15 protein-coding genes are annotated in these 18870 nt (G+C 64.4%); 12 read left to right on the top strand and 3 right to left on the bottom strand.

Features of this window, described 5'->3' with window-relative positions:
- The first annotated feature begins 4 nt into the window (after positions 1–4).
- Complete coding sequence (locus tag WDU96_RS13065; protein ID WP_337338970.1) at positions 5–1072, top strand: threonine aldolase family protein; 1068 nt, start codon at positions 5–7, stop codon at positions 1070–1072.
- Here the strand turns inward: WDU96_RS13065 and WDU96_RS13060 are convergent.
- Together WDU96_RS13060 and WDU96_RS13055 are read right to left on the bottom strand one after the other, a co-directional pair.
- Positions 1065–2564 carry a coiled-coil domain-containing protein gene (locus tag WDU96_RS13060; RefSeq protein ID WP_337338969.1) on the bottom strand — a complete coding sequence of 500 codons (1500 nt, stop codon included), beginning with the start codon at positions 2562–2564 and terminating at the stop codon, positions 1065–1067. The genes WDU96_RS13065 and WDU96_RS13060 overlap by 8 nt on opposite strands.
- 147 nt (positions 2565–2711) lie before the next feature.
- Entirely contained in the window at positions 2712–3296 is a 585-nt protein-coding gene (locus WDU96_RS13055; protein WP_337338968.1) for an NUDIX hydrolase family protein, read from the bottom strand.
- A 95-nt stretch (positions 3297–3391) separates the two neighbouring features.
- On the opposite strand from WDU96_RS13055, the gene WDU96_RS13050 reads away from it, so the two are divergent.
- Both WDU96_RS13050 and WDU96_RS13045 read left to right on the top strand, forming a co-directional pair.
- Complete coding sequence (locus tag WDU96_RS13050; protein WP_337338967.1) at positions 3392–4018, top strand: hypothetical protein; 627 nt, start codon at positions 3392–3394, stop codon at positions 4016–4018.
- Between the two features lie 40 nt (positions 4019–4058).
- The gene (locus WDU96_RS13045) at positions 4059–4727 is read left to right on the top strand and encodes an alpha/beta hydrolase (RefSeq protein ID WP_337338966.1); all 669 of its coding nucleotides are present in this window, start codon (positions 4059–4061) and stop codon (positions 4725–4727) included.
- On the opposite strand, the gene WDU96_RS13040 is transcribed toward WDU96_RS13045, so the two are convergent.
- A complete protein-coding gene (locus WDU96_RS13040; protein WP_337338965.1) occupies positions 4724–5032 on the bottom strand; it encodes a glycine zipper domain-containing protein in 309 nt (102 codons plus the stop codon). The genes WDU96_RS13045 and WDU96_RS13040 overlap by 4 nt on opposite strands.
- A gap of 142 nt (positions 5033–5174) precedes the next feature.
- On the opposite strand from WDU96_RS13040, the gene WDU96_RS13035 reads away from it, so the two are divergent.
- From WDU96_RS13035 to WDU96_RS12995, 9 genes are all read left to right on the top strand, one after another.
- Positions 5175–9908 carry an ATP-dependent helicase gene (locus tag WDU96_RS13035; RefSeq protein ID WP_337338964.1) on the top strand — a complete coding sequence of 1578 codons (4734 nt, stop codon included), beginning with the start codon at positions 5175–5177 and terminating at the stop codon, positions 9906–9908.
- The gene (locus WDU96_RS13030; protein WP_337338963.1) at positions 9901–10716 is read left to right on the top strand and encodes a DNA-formamidopyrimidine glycosylase family protein; all 816 of its coding nucleotides are present in this window, start codon (positions 9901–9903) and stop codon (positions 10714–10716) included. The genes WDU96_RS13035 and WDU96_RS13030 overlap by 8 nt, the downstream gene beginning before the upstream one ends.
- 272 nt (positions 10717–10988) lie before the next feature.
- Positions 10989–12152 carry an ABC transporter ATP-binding protein gene (locus tag WDU96_RS13025; protein WP_337338962.1) on the top strand — a complete coding sequence of 388 codons (1164 nt, stop codon included), beginning with the start codon at positions 10989–10991 and terminating at the stop codon, positions 12150–12152.
- A 49-nt stretch (positions 12153–12201) separates the two neighbouring features.
- The gene (locus tag WDU96_RS13020) at positions 12202–13386 is read left to right on the top strand and encodes an extracellular solute-binding protein (protein WP_337338961.1); all 1185 of its coding nucleotides are present in this window, start codon (positions 12202–12204) and stop codon (positions 13384–13386) included.
- Entirely contained in the window at positions 13376–14314 is a 939-nt protein-coding gene (locus tag WDU96_RS13015; RefSeq protein WP_337339060.1) for an ABC transporter permease, read from the top strand. The genes WDU96_RS13020 and WDU96_RS13015 overlap by 11 nt, the downstream gene beginning before the upstream one ends.
- Positions 14311–15219, top strand: coding sequence for an ABC transporter permease (locus tag WDU96_RS13010; protein ID WP_337338960.1), 909 nt, complete (start codon positions 14311–14313; stop codon positions 15217–15219). Before WDU96_RS13015 ends, WDU96_RS13010 begins: the two co-directional genes overlap by 4 nt.
- 78 nt (positions 15220–15297) lie before the next feature.
- The gene (locus WDU96_RS13005) at positions 15298–16953 is read left to right on the top strand and encodes an amidohydrolase (RefSeq protein WP_337338959.1); all 1656 of its coding nucleotides are present in this window, start codon (positions 15298–15300) and stop codon (positions 16951–16953) included.
- Between the two features lie 129 nt (positions 16954–17082).
- Positions 17083–18519, top strand: a complete 1437-nt coding sequence (locus WDU96_RS13000) for an NAD(P)/FAD-dependent oxidoreductase (RefSeq protein WP_337338958.1) — start codon at positions 17083–17085, stop codon at positions 18517–18519.
- Positions 18516–18866 carry a cupin domain-containing protein gene (locus WDU96_RS12995; RefSeq protein ID WP_337338957.1) on the top strand — a complete coding sequence of 117 codons (351 nt, stop codon included), beginning with the start codon at positions 18516–18518 and terminating at the stop codon, positions 18864–18866. Before WDU96_RS13000 ends, WDU96_RS12995 begins: the two co-directional genes overlap by 4 nt.
- Positions 18867–18870 lie beyond the last annotated feature (4 nt).

Below are 18870 nucleotides of genomic sequence, written 5' to 3'. Positions count from 1 at the left end.
CTTTGTGAGCACGCTCCACGACACCAACATCCGCGGATTCGCTTCCGACAACTACTCCGGCATCCACCCTGAGGTGCTTGCCGCTATCACCGCGGCGAACCAGGGGCATCAGGTCGCCTACGGCGAAGACGTCTACACCGCAAGACTGCAAGACGTCTTCACGCAGCACTTCGGCAAGGGCGTCGAGGCGTTCCCGGTGTTCAACGGCACCGGCGCGAACGTCATCGGACTGCAGTCGATGCTCCCCCGCTGGGGCGCGGTCATTGCCGCATCCACCGCTCACATCAACGTCGACGAGGGCGGCGCCCCCGAGCGTGTCGCCGGTATCAAACTGCTGACCGTGCCGACCGACGACGGCAAGCTCACCACCGATCTCATCGACCGTGAGGCTTGGGGTTGGGGCGACGAGCACCGTGCGCAACCACTCGTTGTATCGATTACCCAGTCGAGCGAGCTGGGCACCCTGTACACGCCCGACGAAGTGCGCACCATCGCCGATCACGCCCACACCCGCGGAATGCGTCTGCACATGGACGGTGCTCGCATCGCAAACGCGGCAGCCGCGCTCGGGGTCGGGGTGCGTGAGTTCACCCGCGATGCCGGTGTCGACGTGCTGAGCTTCGGCGGCACCAAGAACGGCGCCATGCTCGGTGAGGCAGTTGTCGTGCTTGACCCGGCAGCCTCAGAGGGCCTGCTGTTTCTGCGCAAGCTCAACATGCAACTCTCCAGCAAAATGCGATTCGTGTCGGCACAGCTGATTGCGTTGCTCGAGGGCGACCTGTGGCTTCGCAACGCCGCACACTCGAACGCCATGGCACAGCGGCTGCGCTCTGGAGTCGAAGCGGGACTCGCCGACGGCACGATCCGCGGGGTCGCTTTCACCCAGCAGACACAGGCCAACGGCGTGTTCGCGACGCTTCCCGAGGGAGTGGCCGACCGCCTGCGTGAGTCGTTCCGTTTCTATGACTGGGATGCTGCGCGCAACGAAGTGCGCTGGATGTGCTCGTTCGACACCACCGAAGACGACATCGACGCGTTCATCGCCGCGATCGCCCGCGAAACGACTAGCTAGCCGGCCGCCCCTCTTCGTCGTCGCCGTCGTCGCTGGCTTCGTCGTCTTCGCCGTGCACTTCGGTGGCTTCCACCTCGGTGTGCTCTTCGTGCTCGACGACCTCGGGCTGCGCGTCTTCGCCGTCGCTCTCGGCCTGGTCGGCGCCGGTGCTCTCGGCGTCGGCCGACTCGTCAGTCACGGGCCCTGAGTCGCCGGCGCCACCGAAGGCTCCCTCGGGGCGAATCAGCTCTTTCACCTCTGACATGAAGCTCGTCAGCTGGTGCTGCTGCCAGCGCAGCTGGCGCGTGCGATCTTCTGCGTCGCGAAGCACCGACTGCGAGTGCTCCGTCACGGTGTCGATGATGCTCTGAGCCTTCGTGTGCGCTCGCTCAAGCGTCGCGCGGGCACGCACTTGCGCATCAGCTTCGATCTGCTGAGCCTGCGCACGCATCAGTCGTTCAAAATCGTCAGCCTTCAAGGCGACGCGCTGAGAGTGCTCCAGCGATGCGGCGACCTGTTCATTGGCGTCTTGGGTGATGCGATCAGCGTGGGCCACCGCTTGATTGTGCAACAGCAGAAACTCCTGCTGCGCGTCGTCTTGGCGGCGGGTCAATGACTCTTCGAATTCAAGGGCACGCACCCGCAACTCACGCACCGCGTCTTCGGCTTCCGCTCGAGCCTCGGCGGTCTCTCGAGCCACCATCGAGCGCAACGCAGCCGCACCCTTTTCTGCCTCGGTGCGAATCACGGCCGCCTCTTGCTCGGCCTGCGATACCTGTTCGGCCGCACGAGCGGCTTCTCGCTCTATGCGCGTCTGGTGTGCGGTGAACTCGGTGTCGATGCGCAACCGCACCTGCTGAGCGTCGTGGTGCGCGTGCGAGAGGAGCGCCTCGGCCTCAGCTTTGGTCTCTTTCTGGCGGTTTTCAATCTCTTCGCGGGCGGCGGCGATCAGACGCTCGCCCTGCACGGTCGCATTGCGCAGCAGCACGCTGGCCTGGTCTTCGGCCACACGCAGAACTTCTTCGAACTGGTGCCGATTCGAGGTGTCTTCGGGCGCAGACACGAGTTCATCGCTCAGCGCTTGGATGCGGTTCTCAGAATCTGTGACCTGGGCTCGGGCGGCGGCCAGCTCGGCTTCAAGCTGCTCTACGCGGTCGCGAATCTCAGCGGCGGCGTCGTCGGCCTCTTGCTTGGTGCGCTCTGCAACCGTGCGGTTGTCTTCGTTCGCCGCATCCAATTCTGTTTGCAGGCGTTCAATCTCAGATTCGCTCTGCGCGTTCATCGCCCCGGCACGGCGCTGGCGCTCTTTGAGCACCTCAACCTGCTCAGCCTGCACGCGCAGGCGCTCGTTGAGTTCGGCAACATTGGTGTCGACTTCGTCTTTGTCATAGCCGCGGAACGCGGTCGTGAACGTCGGCGCGTTCGCCGTGCGCATCGGCGCGACGATCAGTTCGTCGAACGTCTTCGCGTTCTCATCGACGTTCGAGCTGTCAGAATCGGCACGATCAGCCATGGCGCCTCTTTCACGGAGGTAGGCGCAGCGGAAGAACTGCGCGTCGGTACCCCGACACTACCCGGGCTCACTATGTGAATGAGCACGGATTCAACTGATATTCACAGCGGCGAAACACCGCTCTTGCGCAAGGATGCGCACGCTGTTTCAGCGAAGTGCACCGACGCTCGCGAGGGCTAGCCGAATGAGTGTTCCGCGGCCGCCTTCCATCTCGTCGGCGAGCGCGTCGGTCGCTGCTTCCTCGGGCGTCATCCACGTCACTTCGAGCGCATCCTGCCGAGGCTCGCACGTGCCAGAGACCGGCACGACGAAGGCAAGCGACACCGCGTGCTGGCGGTCGTCGTGAAACGCGCTGACGCCGGGGATGGGAAAGTACTCGGCGACAGTGAACGGGCTCGGCTGCGGGGGCAACAGCGGAAAGGCCATGGGCCCGAGGTCGTTCTCGAGGTGGCGAAACAGCGCGTCGCGCACAGTTTCGCCGTAGCGAACTCGACCCGACACGATCGTGCGGGTCATCTCCCCCATTGGAGTAGCTCGCAGCAGAATCCCGATCTCGGTGACCTGGCCCATGCCATCAACTCGCACCGGCACGCCTTCGACGTACAGCATGGGCATGCGGCGCCGGGCTTCGGCTAATTCGACTTCGCTCAGCCAGCCCGGGTTGGAGCTTCCCGCGCTCTGGCCGAATGGCTCGTCTCCGGTGGGCTCTGGGTCTGGAGTGCGAACGGACATGCTTCCTGTATACCCTCTCGGGCGCGTCGATGCCCGACTGGCCGACGGGATGCGCAGAAGTAAGTATTCTCATCTCAGCGCAGAAAGGCCTCGCCATGACCGAAACCGACCAGCACCAGAGCCGCATCAGCATTATTCAAGATGTCGTTGCCGTCTTCGTGCTCTCCATAACAGCTGTTCTCACCGCGTGGTGTGGTTTCGAATCTTCGAAGTGGGGCGGCGAGATGTCCATCGCATTCAGCGAGGCATCTTCTGCGCGAATCCAGTCGGTGGCTGCTGAGGGCGAAGCGCGTGACCAGCGCCAGTTCGACCTCACCATCTACAGCCAGTGGGTCGTTGCGGTCGCTGACGGCAACGATCAGCTGGCCGACTACATCGAAGAGCGGTTCGCGCCTGAGTTCGCGATCGCCTTCGATGCCTGGCAAGCCGACGGCATGGCAGAGAACGGGCCATTCGCCACCGACGCGTATGTGTTGCCAGCCGCACTCGAAGCAGCGGATCTCTCAGCCAGAGCAGACCAGAAGTTCACCGAGGCGCTAGAGAACAATCAGCGCGGCGACAATTATTCACTGCTTACCGTGCTGTTCGCCCTCGTGCTGTTCCTCACCGCGATGTCGCAACGCGATGTGAAGACCTGGATCGGTCGAGCCTTCCTGGGCATGGCGATCGTCGTAGCCATCGTCGGCATCGGCATTCTGATGACCCTGCCGGTTCGCATCTGACCGCATCGGGCTGGGCGGTGCACGATGGCAAGATAAGAAGATGCCTGAGTCACTGATTCTTGATGCCGAGGCCGTGCTTTGGTCTGCCGAGCGCAACGACCTGAAGGGCCATGATCTTCTTGTGGTGCTGCACGGGTACGGTTCCGATGAGCATGACCTGTTCGCGCTGCGCACGTACTTTCCGCAAGATCTTGTCGTCGCGGCACTCGCTGCACCACTGACACCGCCGTGGCCAGCTCCCGGGCGTTCGTGGTACCCGATTGAAGGACTCGATACTCGGGATGCTGCCGGCATCACCGCCGCAGCCGAAGCCGTGCTGGCGTGGCTCGATGAGCACGCGCAAGGCGCAGCATCCATTGGACTGCTGGGCTTTTCGCAGGGCGCCGCGGTGTCGCTGCAATCGCTGCGACTCGCTCCCCAACGCATCGACTATGTCGTCAATCTCAGTGGCTATGTGACGCCCGGTGCGCTCCCCAACGACGAAGAGCTCGCAGAGCTCAAGCCGCCGGTGTTCTGGGGACGCGGCTCTCATGACGAGGTGATTCCTGCTGCACTCGTCTTGCACACGACCCAGTGGCTGCCCGAGCGAGTCGAGCTGAGTGGCCGCGTTTATCAAGACATGGCACACAGCGTGTCGGAGGCAGAACTGGCCGATCTGCGCGTCTTCATCGACAAGCAGCGCGAGCGTCTCGCAGAGCGCAACAGCTAGCCCGCTTCTGGATCACTAGGCGTACCGGAAGGTCCGCGCCTAGAGTCAGGTTCTTCATCGTCAGGGCTCTGGGGACTTTCCGGGGAGTCACGTGGCTCTTTGGACTTCAGATCTTTTGCGGCGGCGCCGAACGCGAGGGCGAACGCGACTCCGATGCTGACACCGATCGCGATGCCCACACCGATGTTGCCCAACGCGACGCCAAGGGCGATGCCCACGCCGATTCCGATCGCGAGTCCGGCGCCCCATTGCGCGTTGGCGAACGCGGGCTGCTGCCCCTCAGGCTCCTTCTTCATGTCGTCCATGCCTGCGACGATACGTGCGCGAGCGCGACTGCGCATCCATCGCGAGAAGGATCTTCGCGCGTTCCGATACCGCATGCTCGCGCCGTGTCAATAGCCGACCACTGAAAGCGCCAGTGTCGCCGGTACGCACCAAGATGGAGTGGTGGCCGATGTGCTTGAGCGATTCGGTCCTGCCACGCAGGACTGGTTTCGTGGCGCCTTCGAGGGTGCCACGAACGCGCAGCTGGGCGCGTGGGACGCGATCTCAGCAGGAAAACACGCGCTTGTCGTAGCCCCGACTGGGTCGGGAAAAACGCTCTCGGCCTTTCTCTGGGCGATCGACCGGGTGTTCCGAGAGAAGAAGCTGCCTGAACCCGCGGCCGTGGCTGCGTCGAAGCGCAAGCGTGGCACCCCGGCCTCGACCACGCGCATCCTCTACATTTCGCCGCTGAAAGCCCTGGGCGTCGATGTCGAACGCAACCTGCGCTCTCCGCTGATCGGCATCGCGCAGTCTGCACGCAGACTCGGAGTCGCCCTGCCCGAGGTGACCGTGGGCGTGCGGTCGGGAGACACCACCTCGAGCGACCGCCGCAAACTCGTGTCGGCGCCGCCCGACATTCTCATCACCACCCCCGAGTCGTTGTACCTCATGCTCACCAGCCAGGCTGGTGAAACACTTCGCGACGTTCACACGGTGATCATCGATGAGGTGCATGCCGTTGCCGCCACCAAGCGCGGCGCGCACCTCGCGGTGAGCCTCGAACGGCTCGATGAGCTGCGCGCCACGCTCGAGCCCACCTCGAAGCCCGCACAGCGAATCGGTCTGTCGGCCACGGTGCGGCCGATCGACGAGGTTGCCCGGTTCTTGGGTGGCGCACTCCCCGTCGAGATCGTCGCGCCGCGCGCGACGAAAGCGTTCGATATGCACGTGGTCGTGCCGATCGACGACATGATGAACCCGCCCGCAGCACCGAGCGCCTATGCGAGCGCGCCAACAGCGACGCCTCCAACGCCAGCAACGCCTGACGAAGAACCTGCGATCGATGAAGACTGGTTCGCCGACGGTTCTCGCGGACCCCACAGCGACAGCTCGACCGAGATCACCGGCTCGGTGTGGCCCCACGTCGAAGAGGCGATCGTCGATCGCATCGTGCAGCACCGATCGACCATCGTCTTCTGCAACTCCCGACGGTTGGCAGAGCGACTCACCGGACGACTCAACGAGATCTACTCCGAGCGGCTCGGTGCTGAACCTGCGCAGCTGAAAGCGCCACCCGCGGCGATGATGGCGCAGGCAGGAGCCACCAGCGGTGCCGATCCGGTGCTCGCAAAAGCCCACCATGGTTCGGTGTCGAAGGAGCAGCGCGCGCAGGTTGAAGACGAACTGAAATCAGGCACGCTGCGTTGTGTGGTTGCCACCAGCAGCCTCGAGCTCGGAATCGATATGGGCGCCGTCGACCTTGTGATTCAGGTCGAGGCACCGCCAAGCGCCGCATCAGGGCTGCAGCGCATCGGTCGCGCCGGCCACCAAGTGGGTGAAGTGAGCCGCGCCGCACTGTTTCCCAAGCATCGCGGCGATGTTCTTCACACCGCGATCGTCACCGAGCGCATGTTGGCTGGCCAGATCGAGGCGATCAAGGTGCCACAGAACCCGCTCGATATTCTCGCTCAGCAGACCGTTGCTGCCTCAGCGCTCGGTGCAATCGACGTCGAGCGTTGGTTTGAAACGCTCAAGCGCAGCGCACCGTTTCGCTCGCTGCCTCGATCAGCATATGAAGCGACCCTCGATTTGCTCGCGGGCCGCTTTCCCTCCGATGAGTTCGCAGAGCTTCGCCCCCGTCTCATCTGGGATCGCGACGCGGGCACTCTGACCGGTCGGCCGGGCTCGCAGCGAATCGCCGTCACCAGCGGCGGCACGATCCCAGACCGCGGCTTGTTCGGCGTCTTCATCGCGGGCGAATCGCAGAACGCTCGGGTCGGAGAACTCGACGAAGAGATGGTCTACGAGTCGCGCGTCAATGACGTCTTCACCCTCGGAACCACAAGCTGGCGCATCGTCGAGATCACCCACGACCGGGTCAACGTCACACCGGCTTTCGGCCAGCCCGGCAAAGTGCCCTTCTGGCATGGTGATGGTCTCGGCCGACCCGCAGAACTGGGCGAAGCCCTCGGAAAGTTCTCGCGCGAACTGTCGGCGGCGCAGCCCGAGCAGGCAGAACAGCGACTGCGCGCTGCGGGTCTCGACGACTACGCCCGCGACAATCTGCTCGCGTATCTCACCGAGCAGCGCGAGGCTACCGGCACGCTGCCCACCGATCGCCAACTCACGGTCGAACGAGGCAGAGACGAGGTCGGCGACTGGCGTGTGATCCTGCATTCCCCTTACGGCATGAAGGTGCATGCGCCGTGGGCGCTGGCCGTGAATGCCCGCATTCGTGAGCGCCTTGGCGTCGAAGGCTCGGCGGTAGCCAGTGACGACGGCATCATTGCCAGAATTCCGGATGCTGCGGCCGAGCCGCCGGGCGCAGATCTCTTCATCTTCGGCGCGGATGAGCTCGACCAGATCGTCACCGAAGAGGTGGGCGGCTCAGCGCTGTTCGCCTCGCGCTTTCGTGAGTGCGCAGCACGCGCCCTGCTCATGCCCCGTTTGAACCCCGGCAAGCGCAGCCCGCTGTGGCAGCAGCGCCAGCGATCGGCGCAATTGCTCGAAGTCGCCCGCCGTCACCCGACCTTCCCGATCATCCTCGAGACGCTGCGCGAGGTGCTGCAAGACGTATACGACGTGCCCGCTCTGCTGCGGGTCTCCCGCTCGATCGCCGATCGCCGCATCCGCCTGGTCGAGACGGCTCCCGCGCAACCGTCGCCGTTCGCGCGCGATCTGCTGTTCGGCTACGTCGGCGCATTCATGTACGAGGGCGACTCGCCTCTCGCCGAGCGCCGGGCAGCAGCACTGGCCGTCGATCCCGCGTTGCTCAGCGAACTTCTCGGCAAGATCGAGATGCGCGAGCTGCTTGATCCTGAGGTCATCGCACAGTTCGAGCGCGAAGCGCAGCGGCTCGACGCCGACCGCCGCGCTAAGGGGGTGGAGGGGGTTGCCGATCTGTTGCGCGTGCTCGGCCCGCTCGACGCTGCCGAGGTCGCGGCACGACTGCAAGCCGCCGATGACCCGACGATCGCCGCAGACGCTCCTACGGCCACGTCGCATCTAGCCGCGCTCGTAGAGGCTCGCCGCGCTATCGAAGTGACGATCGCGGGGGTGCGCCGGGTAGCTGCAATCGAAGACGCCGGCCGGCTGCGTGATGCGGTGGGAGTCGCCCTGCCGGTCGGCATCCCGAACGCCTTCCTTGAGCCCCTCGCCGACCCATTGGGCGACCTCGTTGCGCGCTTTTCTCGCACTCACGCCCCTTTCACCTCGGATGCCGTCGCACAGCGCTTCGGCATCGGCATCGCCGTTGCGCGGCTGACGCTGCAACGACTCGATTCGCAAGGCCGGGTCACCAGCGGCTACTTCTTGCCGGAAGGCACCGGCGCCCGCGGTGAAGACCTGGAGTGGTGCGATACCGAAGTGTTGCGCCGGCTGCGCATGCGCTCTCTCGCGGCGATTCGCGGCAGCGTCGAACCGGTGCCCCAAGACGCGTTCGCGCGCTTTCTGCCGGTGTGGCAACACGTTGCTCGCCCGCTCGAGGGCATCGACGGCGTCGCGACCGTCATCGATCAGCTTGCAGGTGTGCCCATCCCGGCGAGCGCGTGGGAGTCGCTGATCCTGCCCGCACGCGTGTCTGATTACAGTCCGAGCATGCTCGACGAACTCAGCTCAACCGGCGAGATCGTCTGGTCGGGACACGGCAGCCTCGCCGGGCGTGACGGATGGATCGCGTTGCACCCGGCAGACACCGTCAGCCTGTCATTGCCGATCGCCGAAGACGAGGTAGCGCCGGGAAGCCTCGACGCCCAGCTGCTCGCAACGCTCGACGGTGGCGGGGCCTACTTCGCCGCGCAGCTTCGCGCGCTCACCGGCGCCGAGAACGAACAATCCCTCGTTGAGGCCCTTTGGCGTCTCACCTGGTCAGGCCGAGTCACCAACGACACCTTTGCGCCCGTGCGCACGCTCGTCAGCGGCGGCTCGCAGGCGCACCGCGTGGCGCGCAAGGCTCCGCGAGCTCGCATGTATCGAGGGGCCGCAGCACGCACCGTTGCCTCGTCAGTTCCCGCGCGTTCGCCCTCGGTGGGCGGTCGTTGGTCGCTGCTGCCGCCTGCCGAAACCGATCCCACTCTTCGCGCTACGGCTGCCGCGAGCCTGTTGCTCGACCGCTACGGAGTCGTGACCCGCGGCTCGGTGCAGGCCGAGGGCGTTCCCGGCGGGTTCGCGCAGACCTATCGCGTGCTCGCAGGGTTCGAAGATGCCGGCCATTGCCGCCGTGGCTACGTGGTGGAGAAGCTCGGCGCCGCGCAGTTCGCTGCGTCCGCCACGGTCGACCGACTCCGCGAGTTCGCCTCGGTGCCCGATACCCCGCCCCTGCGGGCGGTGACGCTCGCGGCAACCGACCCTGCCAACCCCTACGGCGCGGCCCTGGGGTGGCCCGCGCTCGAAGGCGTCGCACACCGTCCCGGTCGCAAAGCGGGGGCACTGGTCGTGCTCGTCGATGGCGAACTGACGCTCTATCTCGAACGCGGCGGCAAGTCAGCGCTGGCATTCGTCGATGACGACGCGAGGCTGGCCGCGGCCGCCTCCGGCCTTGCCGAAACCAGCAAGCGGCACCGGCTCGACACCCTCACCATCGAGCAGGTAAACGGCGTCTTCGTCTACACGACGCCGGTCGGGCGCGCGCTGCGGGCGGCCGGATTCGTCGAATCTCCCAAGGGGCTGACGCTGCGAAAGGCGAGCGCTCGTGCCTGAGGGCGATACCGTCTTTCGAACCGCGCGGCGCCTCAACGACGCGCTCGCCGGCGGCACGGTAACCCGCTTCGAGCTTCGCGTGCCGCAAGCCGCGACCGCCGATCTGCGCGGTGAGGTTGTGCACGGGGTTGCCGCCCGTGGCAAACACATCCTGCATCGCATCGGCGACTTCACCTTGCATTCGCATCTGAAGATGGAGGGCCAGTGGCACGTCTATGGGCGCGGTGATCGCTGGCGAAAGCCTGGCTACACCGCTCGCGCGGTGATCGGAGTCACCGCAAGCGATGCGACCAGGTGGGAGAGTGTCGGCTTCGACCTCGCCGATATCTCTCTCGTTCCTGCACGCGACGAGCACACTCTCGTCGACTATCTCGGATCTGATCCGCTGAGCGCAGATTGGGACCCGACAGATGCGGCAACTCGGTTGCGGGCCGACACACGCAGCATCCACGTGGCGTTGCAAGATCAGCGAAACATCGCTGGCTTCGGAAACGAGTACGTGAACGAGATTCTCTTCGTGCGCGGTGTGCATCCTGAGACGCCAGCGCAGTTGACCGACGTCGCCGCGATCATAGATCTGGGCGCGCGCATGATCCGAGCGAACCGTGATCGTCGAGACCGCACCTTCACCGGAGACAACCGCCCCGGTCAGACCACGTGGGTCTACCGACGCGAAGGAAAGCCGTGCCGACGCTGCGGCCAGACCCTTCGGCGCGGCGCCTTGGGCGCTGCCGCGACGAGCGAACGCCTGGTGTTCTGGTGTCCACGCTGTCAGCCCGAGAGCGACAGCAGCGTGCGAGGGCACTGACCCAAATCGTTATCGATACGGACGTTCTGTAAGCACCGGCAGGCATTGCCGGCATGAGCGCCGACCGCTACCCTTACGAAACCCGCGTTTTTCTGCCTGTTACATAACTCCGGACATAGTGTTTGGCATCATCGCCTCTCGTCCCTAATCGTCCGGTTCGCGTCGCTGTGCGTTGCACGCCCGTGTTCGGCGATATGTAATTCTCAGAACATCACACCGGCTTCGCAGCGTTGCGCAGCCCTCGACCCGAAGGACTCCACCAGGTGACAACGGTGACCGATGCGGACTCGACCGCAACGACAAACTCTGGCGCGGCTGACAGCCGCGGCGGCGTCCGCCTTGAGGGCATCACGAAGCGGTACGGCGATCAGACCGCCGTCGACAACCTCTCGTTGACCATTGAGCCTGGCGAGTTCATCTCTTTCCTCGGCCCCTCGGGTTGCGGCAAGACGACCACCCTGCGCATGATCGCCGGCTTCGAAACGCCCAATGCCGGCGACATCCTCATCTCAGGAGCCTCGGTGCTCAACGCGCCGCCGTACCGCCGCGATGTCAACACGGTGTTTCAGGCCTACGCGCTGTTTCCGCATCTCTCGGTGGCCGAGAACGTCGCCTATGGGCTGCACCAGCGACGCACCTCCAAGTCCGATGTGCGCGAGCGCGTGACCGCGGCTCTCGACATGGTGCAGATGCGCACGTTCGGCGACCGCCGCCCCACTCAGCTCTCGGGTGGCCAGCAGCAGCGCATCGCGCTCGCTCGCGCGCTCGTGAACCGCCCCGCCGTGCTGCTGCTCGATGAGCCGCTCGGCGCACTCGACCGTCAGTTGCGTGAAGAGATGCAGATGGAGCTGAAGCTGCTCCAGGCGCGCCTCGGCATCACGTTTGTCTTCGTCACGCACGATCAGGGCGAAGCGCTGTCGATGAGTGACCGCATCGCGATCATGCGCGCGGGCCGCATCGAGCAGCTCGCAGACTCAGACACCGTGTATGCGCACCCCGCCTCCGCCTACGTCGCCGCCTTCGTTGGGCAGCAGAACTTCTTTCGAGGCAGCGTGACCGAATCTGGTGCTGCTGTGACCTCTGCTCACGCGCTGGTGCGCGGCGCGACAGCGTCGTTGGCAGATGCTTCGCAGGGCGAGGCCGCTGTGCGACCCGAGTTCATCAAGATCGAGAAGGACGGCATCGCTGGCAGCACCGACGATGCGAACACCGCGCGCGGCAAGCTTCTCGGCGTCTCGCACCTCGGTGACACGATGCAGTTCCTGGTGAGCCTCGGTGATGACCAGAGCCTGGTCGTGCGCCGTCCCACACCCGACGCTCCCTCTCTTCGCATCGGCGACTCGGTTCTTTGCACCTGGGAAGCCCGCCACGTTCTGCTCTTCCCCGCCGATGACTCCGCCGCCGAGGGCGGCTACGTCGCTCCACCTACAGCCTGATCCGTCGCCACACCAGCCACCGGCGCCAAACCCGAACCAGGAGTCTCTGATGACCGAATCCAGCAACCCGCTCCGCATTCTTGCCCCGCAAGAAGCCGTGCCCACGATCGCGCGCGAGATCTCGCGCCGACGCTTTCTCAGCGTTGCGGCGATCACCGGCGGCGCAGCAGTGCTCGCCGCCTGCTCCCCGAGCGGCGACAGCACCCCATCGACCCAGGCGACCGGCGGCGAACTCGAATCGAGCCTGTCGGTGTACACCTGGGGTGACTACGACTCTCCTGACGTGATCGCGTCGTTCACTGCCAACCTGGGCCCAACAGTCACGCTCGACTCATACTCGTCGAACGAAGAGCTCATCGCCAAGCTGATCGCCGCGAAGGGTACGTCTGGCTACGACATCGTCGTGCCCACGGGCGTATTCATTCCACAGATGATCGAGAACGGTCTGCTGACGAAGTTCAACAAAGACCTGCTGCCCAACATCTCCAACATGGACCCGGCCTACCTCGGCCGCGCGTGGGATCCGAACAACGACTACTCGATCTGCAAGGCCTGGGGAACCACGGGCTTCGTCTACGACAAGAACATCATCACGCGCGAGCTGACGACATGGGGTGACTTCTTCGACGCTGCGCAGAACGAGGCCAGCGGAAAGACAGCGATGTCTGATGACCCGGCAGGTGTCGTTGGCGCCTATTTCTGGGCGAATGACACTGACTGGAACACCGAAGATCCCGAACAGCTCGAAGCGTGCCGCGAGTACCTCGTGAACACCATCGCGCCCCACATCTCGGCGTTCGATTCGTACCCGGGCACCAACGCGATCCCGCAGGGCACTCAAGCGCTCATGCAGGCGTGGAACGGCGACGCTCGACTGGGCCTGATGGAATCAAGCGAACCCGACCGCTGGCAGTGGGTTCTTCCTGGCCCGATCACCGAGCTGTGGATGGACAATTGGGCGATCGCCGAAGGTGCGCCGAACCCCGAGGCTGCCCACGCGTTCATCAACGACTCGATGACCCCCGAGAACCTCTTCTTGAACCTTGACTACATCGGCTACAACGTCGGCGGAAAAGACATGGAACAAGAAGCGATCGACGGCGGCATCGAGCTGACCGACTTCATCTTCTTCAGCGACGAGCAGCTCGCCACCATGAAGGAACAGGTGCTCAACGACTCGCAGACGGTTCGTGTGGAGATCTGGAACGAAATGAAGGCCGCCGCTGGTGCGTAAAACCTCCGGTGCCGCGCTCGCGGTTCCTGCGTGGGCGTGGTTCCTCGTCTTCTTCGTGGCCCCCGTGGGGATGGTCATCTGGTTCAGTTTCGGCTACAAACCAGGCATCTTCGGCACCCACGCGAATGACATCCTGTCGTTCGATCGCTATGTCGAAGCGCTGACTCCGACGTTCTTGGCGACGTTCATCAACACCCTGTGGGTCGGCGTCATCGGAACAGTGCTGTGCTTTCTGATCGGTGCGCCGGTGGCGTACTGGATGGCGTTCAAAGTGAAGCCGTCACGGCGTGGATTGCTCATCGCCCTGGTACTGGTGCCGTTCTGGACGAACTTTCTCGTTCGCACGATCGGTTGGCAGATCATCCTGTCACCGGAAGGCTGGATGTCTTCGGGCCTCCAGGCGGCCGGGTTGCTCGACGGCCCGCTTGATCTGCTCTATACCCGAACGGCGGTGGTCATCGGTGTGGTCTACAACTACCTGCCATTGATGATTCTGCCGCTGTTCGTCGCTTTCGACCGCGTCGGACCGGCGCTGCGAGAGGCGTCGAAAGATCTCGGTGCGGGCAAGGTGAGCACGTTCGCGCGCGTCACACTTCCACTCGCCCAGCCCGGAATCATCGCGGGCGTGCTGCTGGTGTTCATCCCGCTGATGGGTGACTACATCACGGCGACAGTGCTGGGTGGGGCCAAGGGCAACATGATCGGACAACTGGTCGCGAGCCAGTTCCAAACCGCGCAGAACTGGGCGCTCGGCTCAGCCATGGCTGTGCTGTTGATGCTCGTCATCACACTGACGATCGCCGCGGGCGCCGCTCTCATCTGGCTGGTCACGCTGCCGTACCGCCACCGCACGCGGTTGGTGCTCGGACCGGTTGATGACGAGAAGACGGATGCTGCCCCTGCCGAGCGCACGGAGGTGCTGACGTGACCCAGACAGTTACTGAGACCATGCTGCGCGCGCAGCAGGCTCCCGGCGCCCCTCGTGAGCGCAAGTTGAAGAGAACCTGGTCAGACATCGCGTTCAACGTGTGGGGCGTGCTCGTGATGCTCTTCTTGTTCGCGCCGATCATTGTGATCGTCATCTACTCGTTCAACACCGGGCGCCTGCTCGTATCGTGGGACGGCTTCGGCTTCGACGCCTTCGCCACGATCCTGGTGAAGCCAGCGATTCAGAGTGCCGTCGTCGTCTCGTTGCAGACCGCACTGTTCGCCGCCGTGATCGCGACCGCGCTCGGCACGCTTGCCGGCATCGCGATGGCTCGCCACCCGGGCAAATGGACCTGGTGGTTCCTTGGCTTGCTGCTGATGGTCTCGGTCACCCCCGAAATCGTCGATGCCGTTGCCCTGCTGCCGTGGTTCGTCTGGCTTGGCCAAGACATGGGCATCGGAATGTTCAACAACGGCCTGGTGCGCCTGTCGGTCGGGTCTTCGCTGTTCGCGACGGCGGTGGTCTCGTATATCGTGCGCGCACGGTTGATCGGCCAAGACGCCAACCTCGAAGAAGCCTCGAGCGACTTGTACGCCAAGCCGTTCACGACCTTCCGCAAAGTCACCCTCGCGCTGGCGATGCCCGCGGTGCTCGCCGGCTTCCTGCTGGCGTTCACGCTGAGCCTCGACAACACCATCGTGGCGGCGTTCGTGCAGGTCTCAGGCTCAACGCCATGGCCGGTGTATGTACTGAGCGCGGTGAGATCGGGCCTTCGCCCCGAGATCGCTGCGGTATCGACGATCATGTTGCTGCTCACCCTCGTGGCACTCGCGCTCGTCGCGCTCGTGCTCAAGCGCGCAGGTGATTCGGCTACTGAGATCGCCCGCACCATGACCGGCGGCTGATTCTGGGAATGGATGCTTCGCCGTGGCGCAGCATCCACTCCAGCGTCTGTCCGCATTCGTTCCATCAGAAGGATCCCCATGCCCTCCGCAGAGCTTGTCTTCACCGGTGGTGCTGTGTTCACGGCTGACGCCGTTCGCTCACGCGCACACTCGGTTGCCGTTTCAGGAGGGCGGATCATCGCCGTCGGCGGCGACGAAGTGCGAGAACTGATCGGCACGAAGACCGAGGTAGTCGACCTCTCTGGGCGCATGCTGACACCGGGCTTTCAAGATGCGCACGTGCATCCGGTGTGGGGTGGCCTCGACATGCTGCGTTGCGATCTGGCCGGCTACAGCACTGCCCCCGATTACCTCGACGCGATCTCTCGCTTCGCGGCGGCGAACCCCGACGACGAGTGGGTTCTGGGCGGAGGGTGGCAGATGTCGGCCTTTGCGGGTGGCACGCCGACGGCCACCGCTCTCGACTCTGCAGTCGCCGATCGTCCCGCGTTTCTGCCGAACCGCGATGGTCACGGCGCCTGGGTGAACTCGGCAGCGCTGCGACTTGCAGGCATCGATCGCGATACGCCGGATCCTTCGGACGGGCGAATCGAGCGCGCCCCCGATGGCACCCCCACCGGCACACTCCACGAAGGCGCCATGGGTCTGGTGAATCGCCTGTTGCCCGAAGAGCCACTTGATCGCCTCACTGAAGCGCTTCTCGTCGGTCAGCGATATCTGCATTCGTACGGCATCACTGCGTGGCAAGATGCGATCGTGGGCAGCTATGGTGACGCCGGTGATCCAGCGCCAGCGTATATGAAAGCTGCCGCCGACGGCACTCTGACCGCCAGGGTGATCGGCGCGCTCTGGTGGGACCGAACCAAAGGCCTCGAGCAGATTCCGTCTCTCATCGAGCGACGCGAACGCTTTCGCGCCGGCCGCTTCGCGGCGACCAGCATCAAGGTGATGCAAGACGGGGTCGCCGAGAACTTCACCGCCGCCATGATCGAGCCTTACTGCGACGGCCACGGCCACTTCACCGACAACTCCGGGATTTCCTTTGTCGCGTCCGAGATCCTCAACGAAGCGGTGCCGTTGCTCGATGCCGCCGGCTTTCAAGTTCACTTTCACGCCATCGGAGACCGCGCCGTGCGCGAATGCTTGGATGCTGTCGAACACTCGATAAGCCGCAACGGCCGCGGCCACAACCGACACCACATCGCACACATACAGGTCGTGCATCCCGAAGACATCCCACGCTTTCGGCGCCTCGACGTGGCCGCCAACATGCAGTCGCTGTGGGCGACACTTGAACCGCAGATGGTGGATCTCACCCTGCCGTTCCTCGGCGCCACCCGCAGCGCCTGGCAGTATCCGTTCGGCGATCTGCTGCGCTCAGGCGCCGTGCTGGCAGCGGGCAGCGATTGGTCGGTTTCGTCGCCGGATCCCCTTGCCGCCATCCACACGGCCGTCAACCGCCTGGCTGGTCCCGGCTATGAAGAAGGCGACTACGAGCCGTTCCTTCCAGAACAAGCCATCGACTTGGCAACGTCGCTCACTGCGTACACCGCCGGATCGGCCTGGGTGAACCATCTCGATGCTGACACCGGAACCATCGAAGTCGGCAAGTACGCAGACCTCGCCGTGCTCGATCGCGATCCCTTCGATGCGCCCAGCGACGAGATCGGGCACACCAGAGTGCTGCAGACCTTTGTCGAAGGTGAGCGCGTGTACGCGGCCTCCGACGCTTAGCCACCTTCACCATGGCGACTGCTCGGACAACTCGTACGAGCGCGGCCAGACTCGCGACACCAGGATGTGGCGGGCACGCCGCCATGACACGAAGATTGAATGAACGAAACCCCTGAAAGGGTGATACCCGTGGGAACGACTGTCTTCGAACGACGTCGGCCACCGGCCGCGGCAATACAGCGTGGCCTTGCAGACACGCAGCACAGCGTGTTCTGGCTTGATGATCTGCCTGCTACCCGCACCCGCCCGTCACTATCGGGGGTCGTTCACGCCGACCTCGCGATCGTCGGCGCCGGCTACACCGGGTTGTGGACTGCGCTGCTGGCCAAGCGTCGCGACCCGTCACAGCGTGTGGTGGTCGTCGAAGCGCGCACTGCCGGCTGGGCAGCTTCTGGCCGCAACGGCGGTTTTTGCGAAGCTAGTCTCACGCACGGTCGCGAGAACGGAGTGACTCGTTGGCCTGACGAGATCGATCAGCTCGATGAAATGGGGCTTGCAAACCTGGACGGAATGGGCGATGACATTGCCTCGCACGGCATTGATGCCGATTGGGAACGTGTCGGTGCGCTGTCGGTGGCGACCGAGCCGCACCAGCTCGAGTGGCTCGACGAATGGGAACAAGACGCGCGCTCGCGCGGCGACGAATCTCTCGTGCGGCTCGACGAAACGCGAGTGCAGGCGTCTGTCTCATCACCGACGTATCTGGGCGCGGTGTGGGAGACCCGCACGACCGCGCTCGTGCACCCCGGCAAACTGGCCAGCGGACTGGCGCGCGCTGCAGAAGAAGCAGGCGTCGTCATCTACGAGTCGTCGCCCGTCAGGTCGCTCGACGACGCCGCGGACGCGATCGCCGTGGTGACCGCTGGCGGCCGCGTCGTGGCATCGCAGGTGGCGCTTGCCACCAACGTCTTTCCTGCACTGCTCAAGCGCGCTCGACTGATGACGGTGCCGGTGTACGACTACGTACTCATGACGGAACCTCTGTCGAGTGAGCAGCTGCAGGCGATCGGATGGAATGACCGCCAGGGAATCGGTGACCTTGCGAACCAGTTCCATTACTACCGCATGAGCAAAGACAATCGGATCTTGTTCGGCGGCTACGACGCGGTCTACCACTACGGCCGCAAGGTGCGCTCGCAGTATGAGAACCGACCCGAAACCTGGCAGTCGCTCGCTAGCCACTTCTACACGACCTTCCCCCAGCTCGAAGAGGTGAAGTTCACTCACAAGTGGGCGGGCGCGATCGATACGTCCACACAGTTCTGCGCCTTCTTCGGCACCGCTCGTCGCGGTCGTGTGGCGTACGCCGCCGGTTTCACCGGATTGGGAGTCACCGCAACGAGGTTCGCGGGCGATGTCATGCTCGATCTGCTCTCGGGCGAGAAGACTGAACGCACCGAGCTTGAAATGGTGCGCAAGCGCCCGTTGCCGTTCCCGCCAGAGCCTGCTGCCGCTATCGGCATCAACGCGACTCGCTGGTCACTCAACCGCGCCGACCACAACAACGGCAAGCGCAACCTGTTGCTGAAGACGCTTGACTCGCTGGGCCTGGGATTCGACTCATGAGCTCAGTGACCGCTGGCCTTTTGGCCGATGCCGCGACGTTGTTGCTCACCCACGAAGCAGTGCCGCTCGAGCAGGTCGTTGCCGGCATGCCCACGACCGGCTATGCCACGATCGACGAATCGGACGCGCTCGAGATCGGCGTGTGGGAGATGTCGATCGGCGCGATGAGCGACGTGGAAGTCGACGAAACCTTCGTGGTGATTGCCGGAGCAGCAACGCTAGAGGTTTTGGAACCCGAGCTGGCGGCGATCGAGCTGGCGCCGGGGTCGGTGGTCAGGCTGACAGCGGGGATGAAGACAGTGTGGACTGTTCGCGAACCCCTGCGCAAAATCTACTTCGCCAGCTAGACGC

The sequence above is a fragment of the Microbacterium marmarense genome, from assembly GCF_037204165.1.
GTDB lineage: Bacteria > Actinomycetota > Actinomycetes > Actinomycetales > Microbacteriaceae > Microbacterium > Microbacterium marmarense.
The sequence above is the reverse complement of the archived record's forward strand: the minus strand, read 5'-3'. Positions and strand labels throughout refer to the sequence as shown.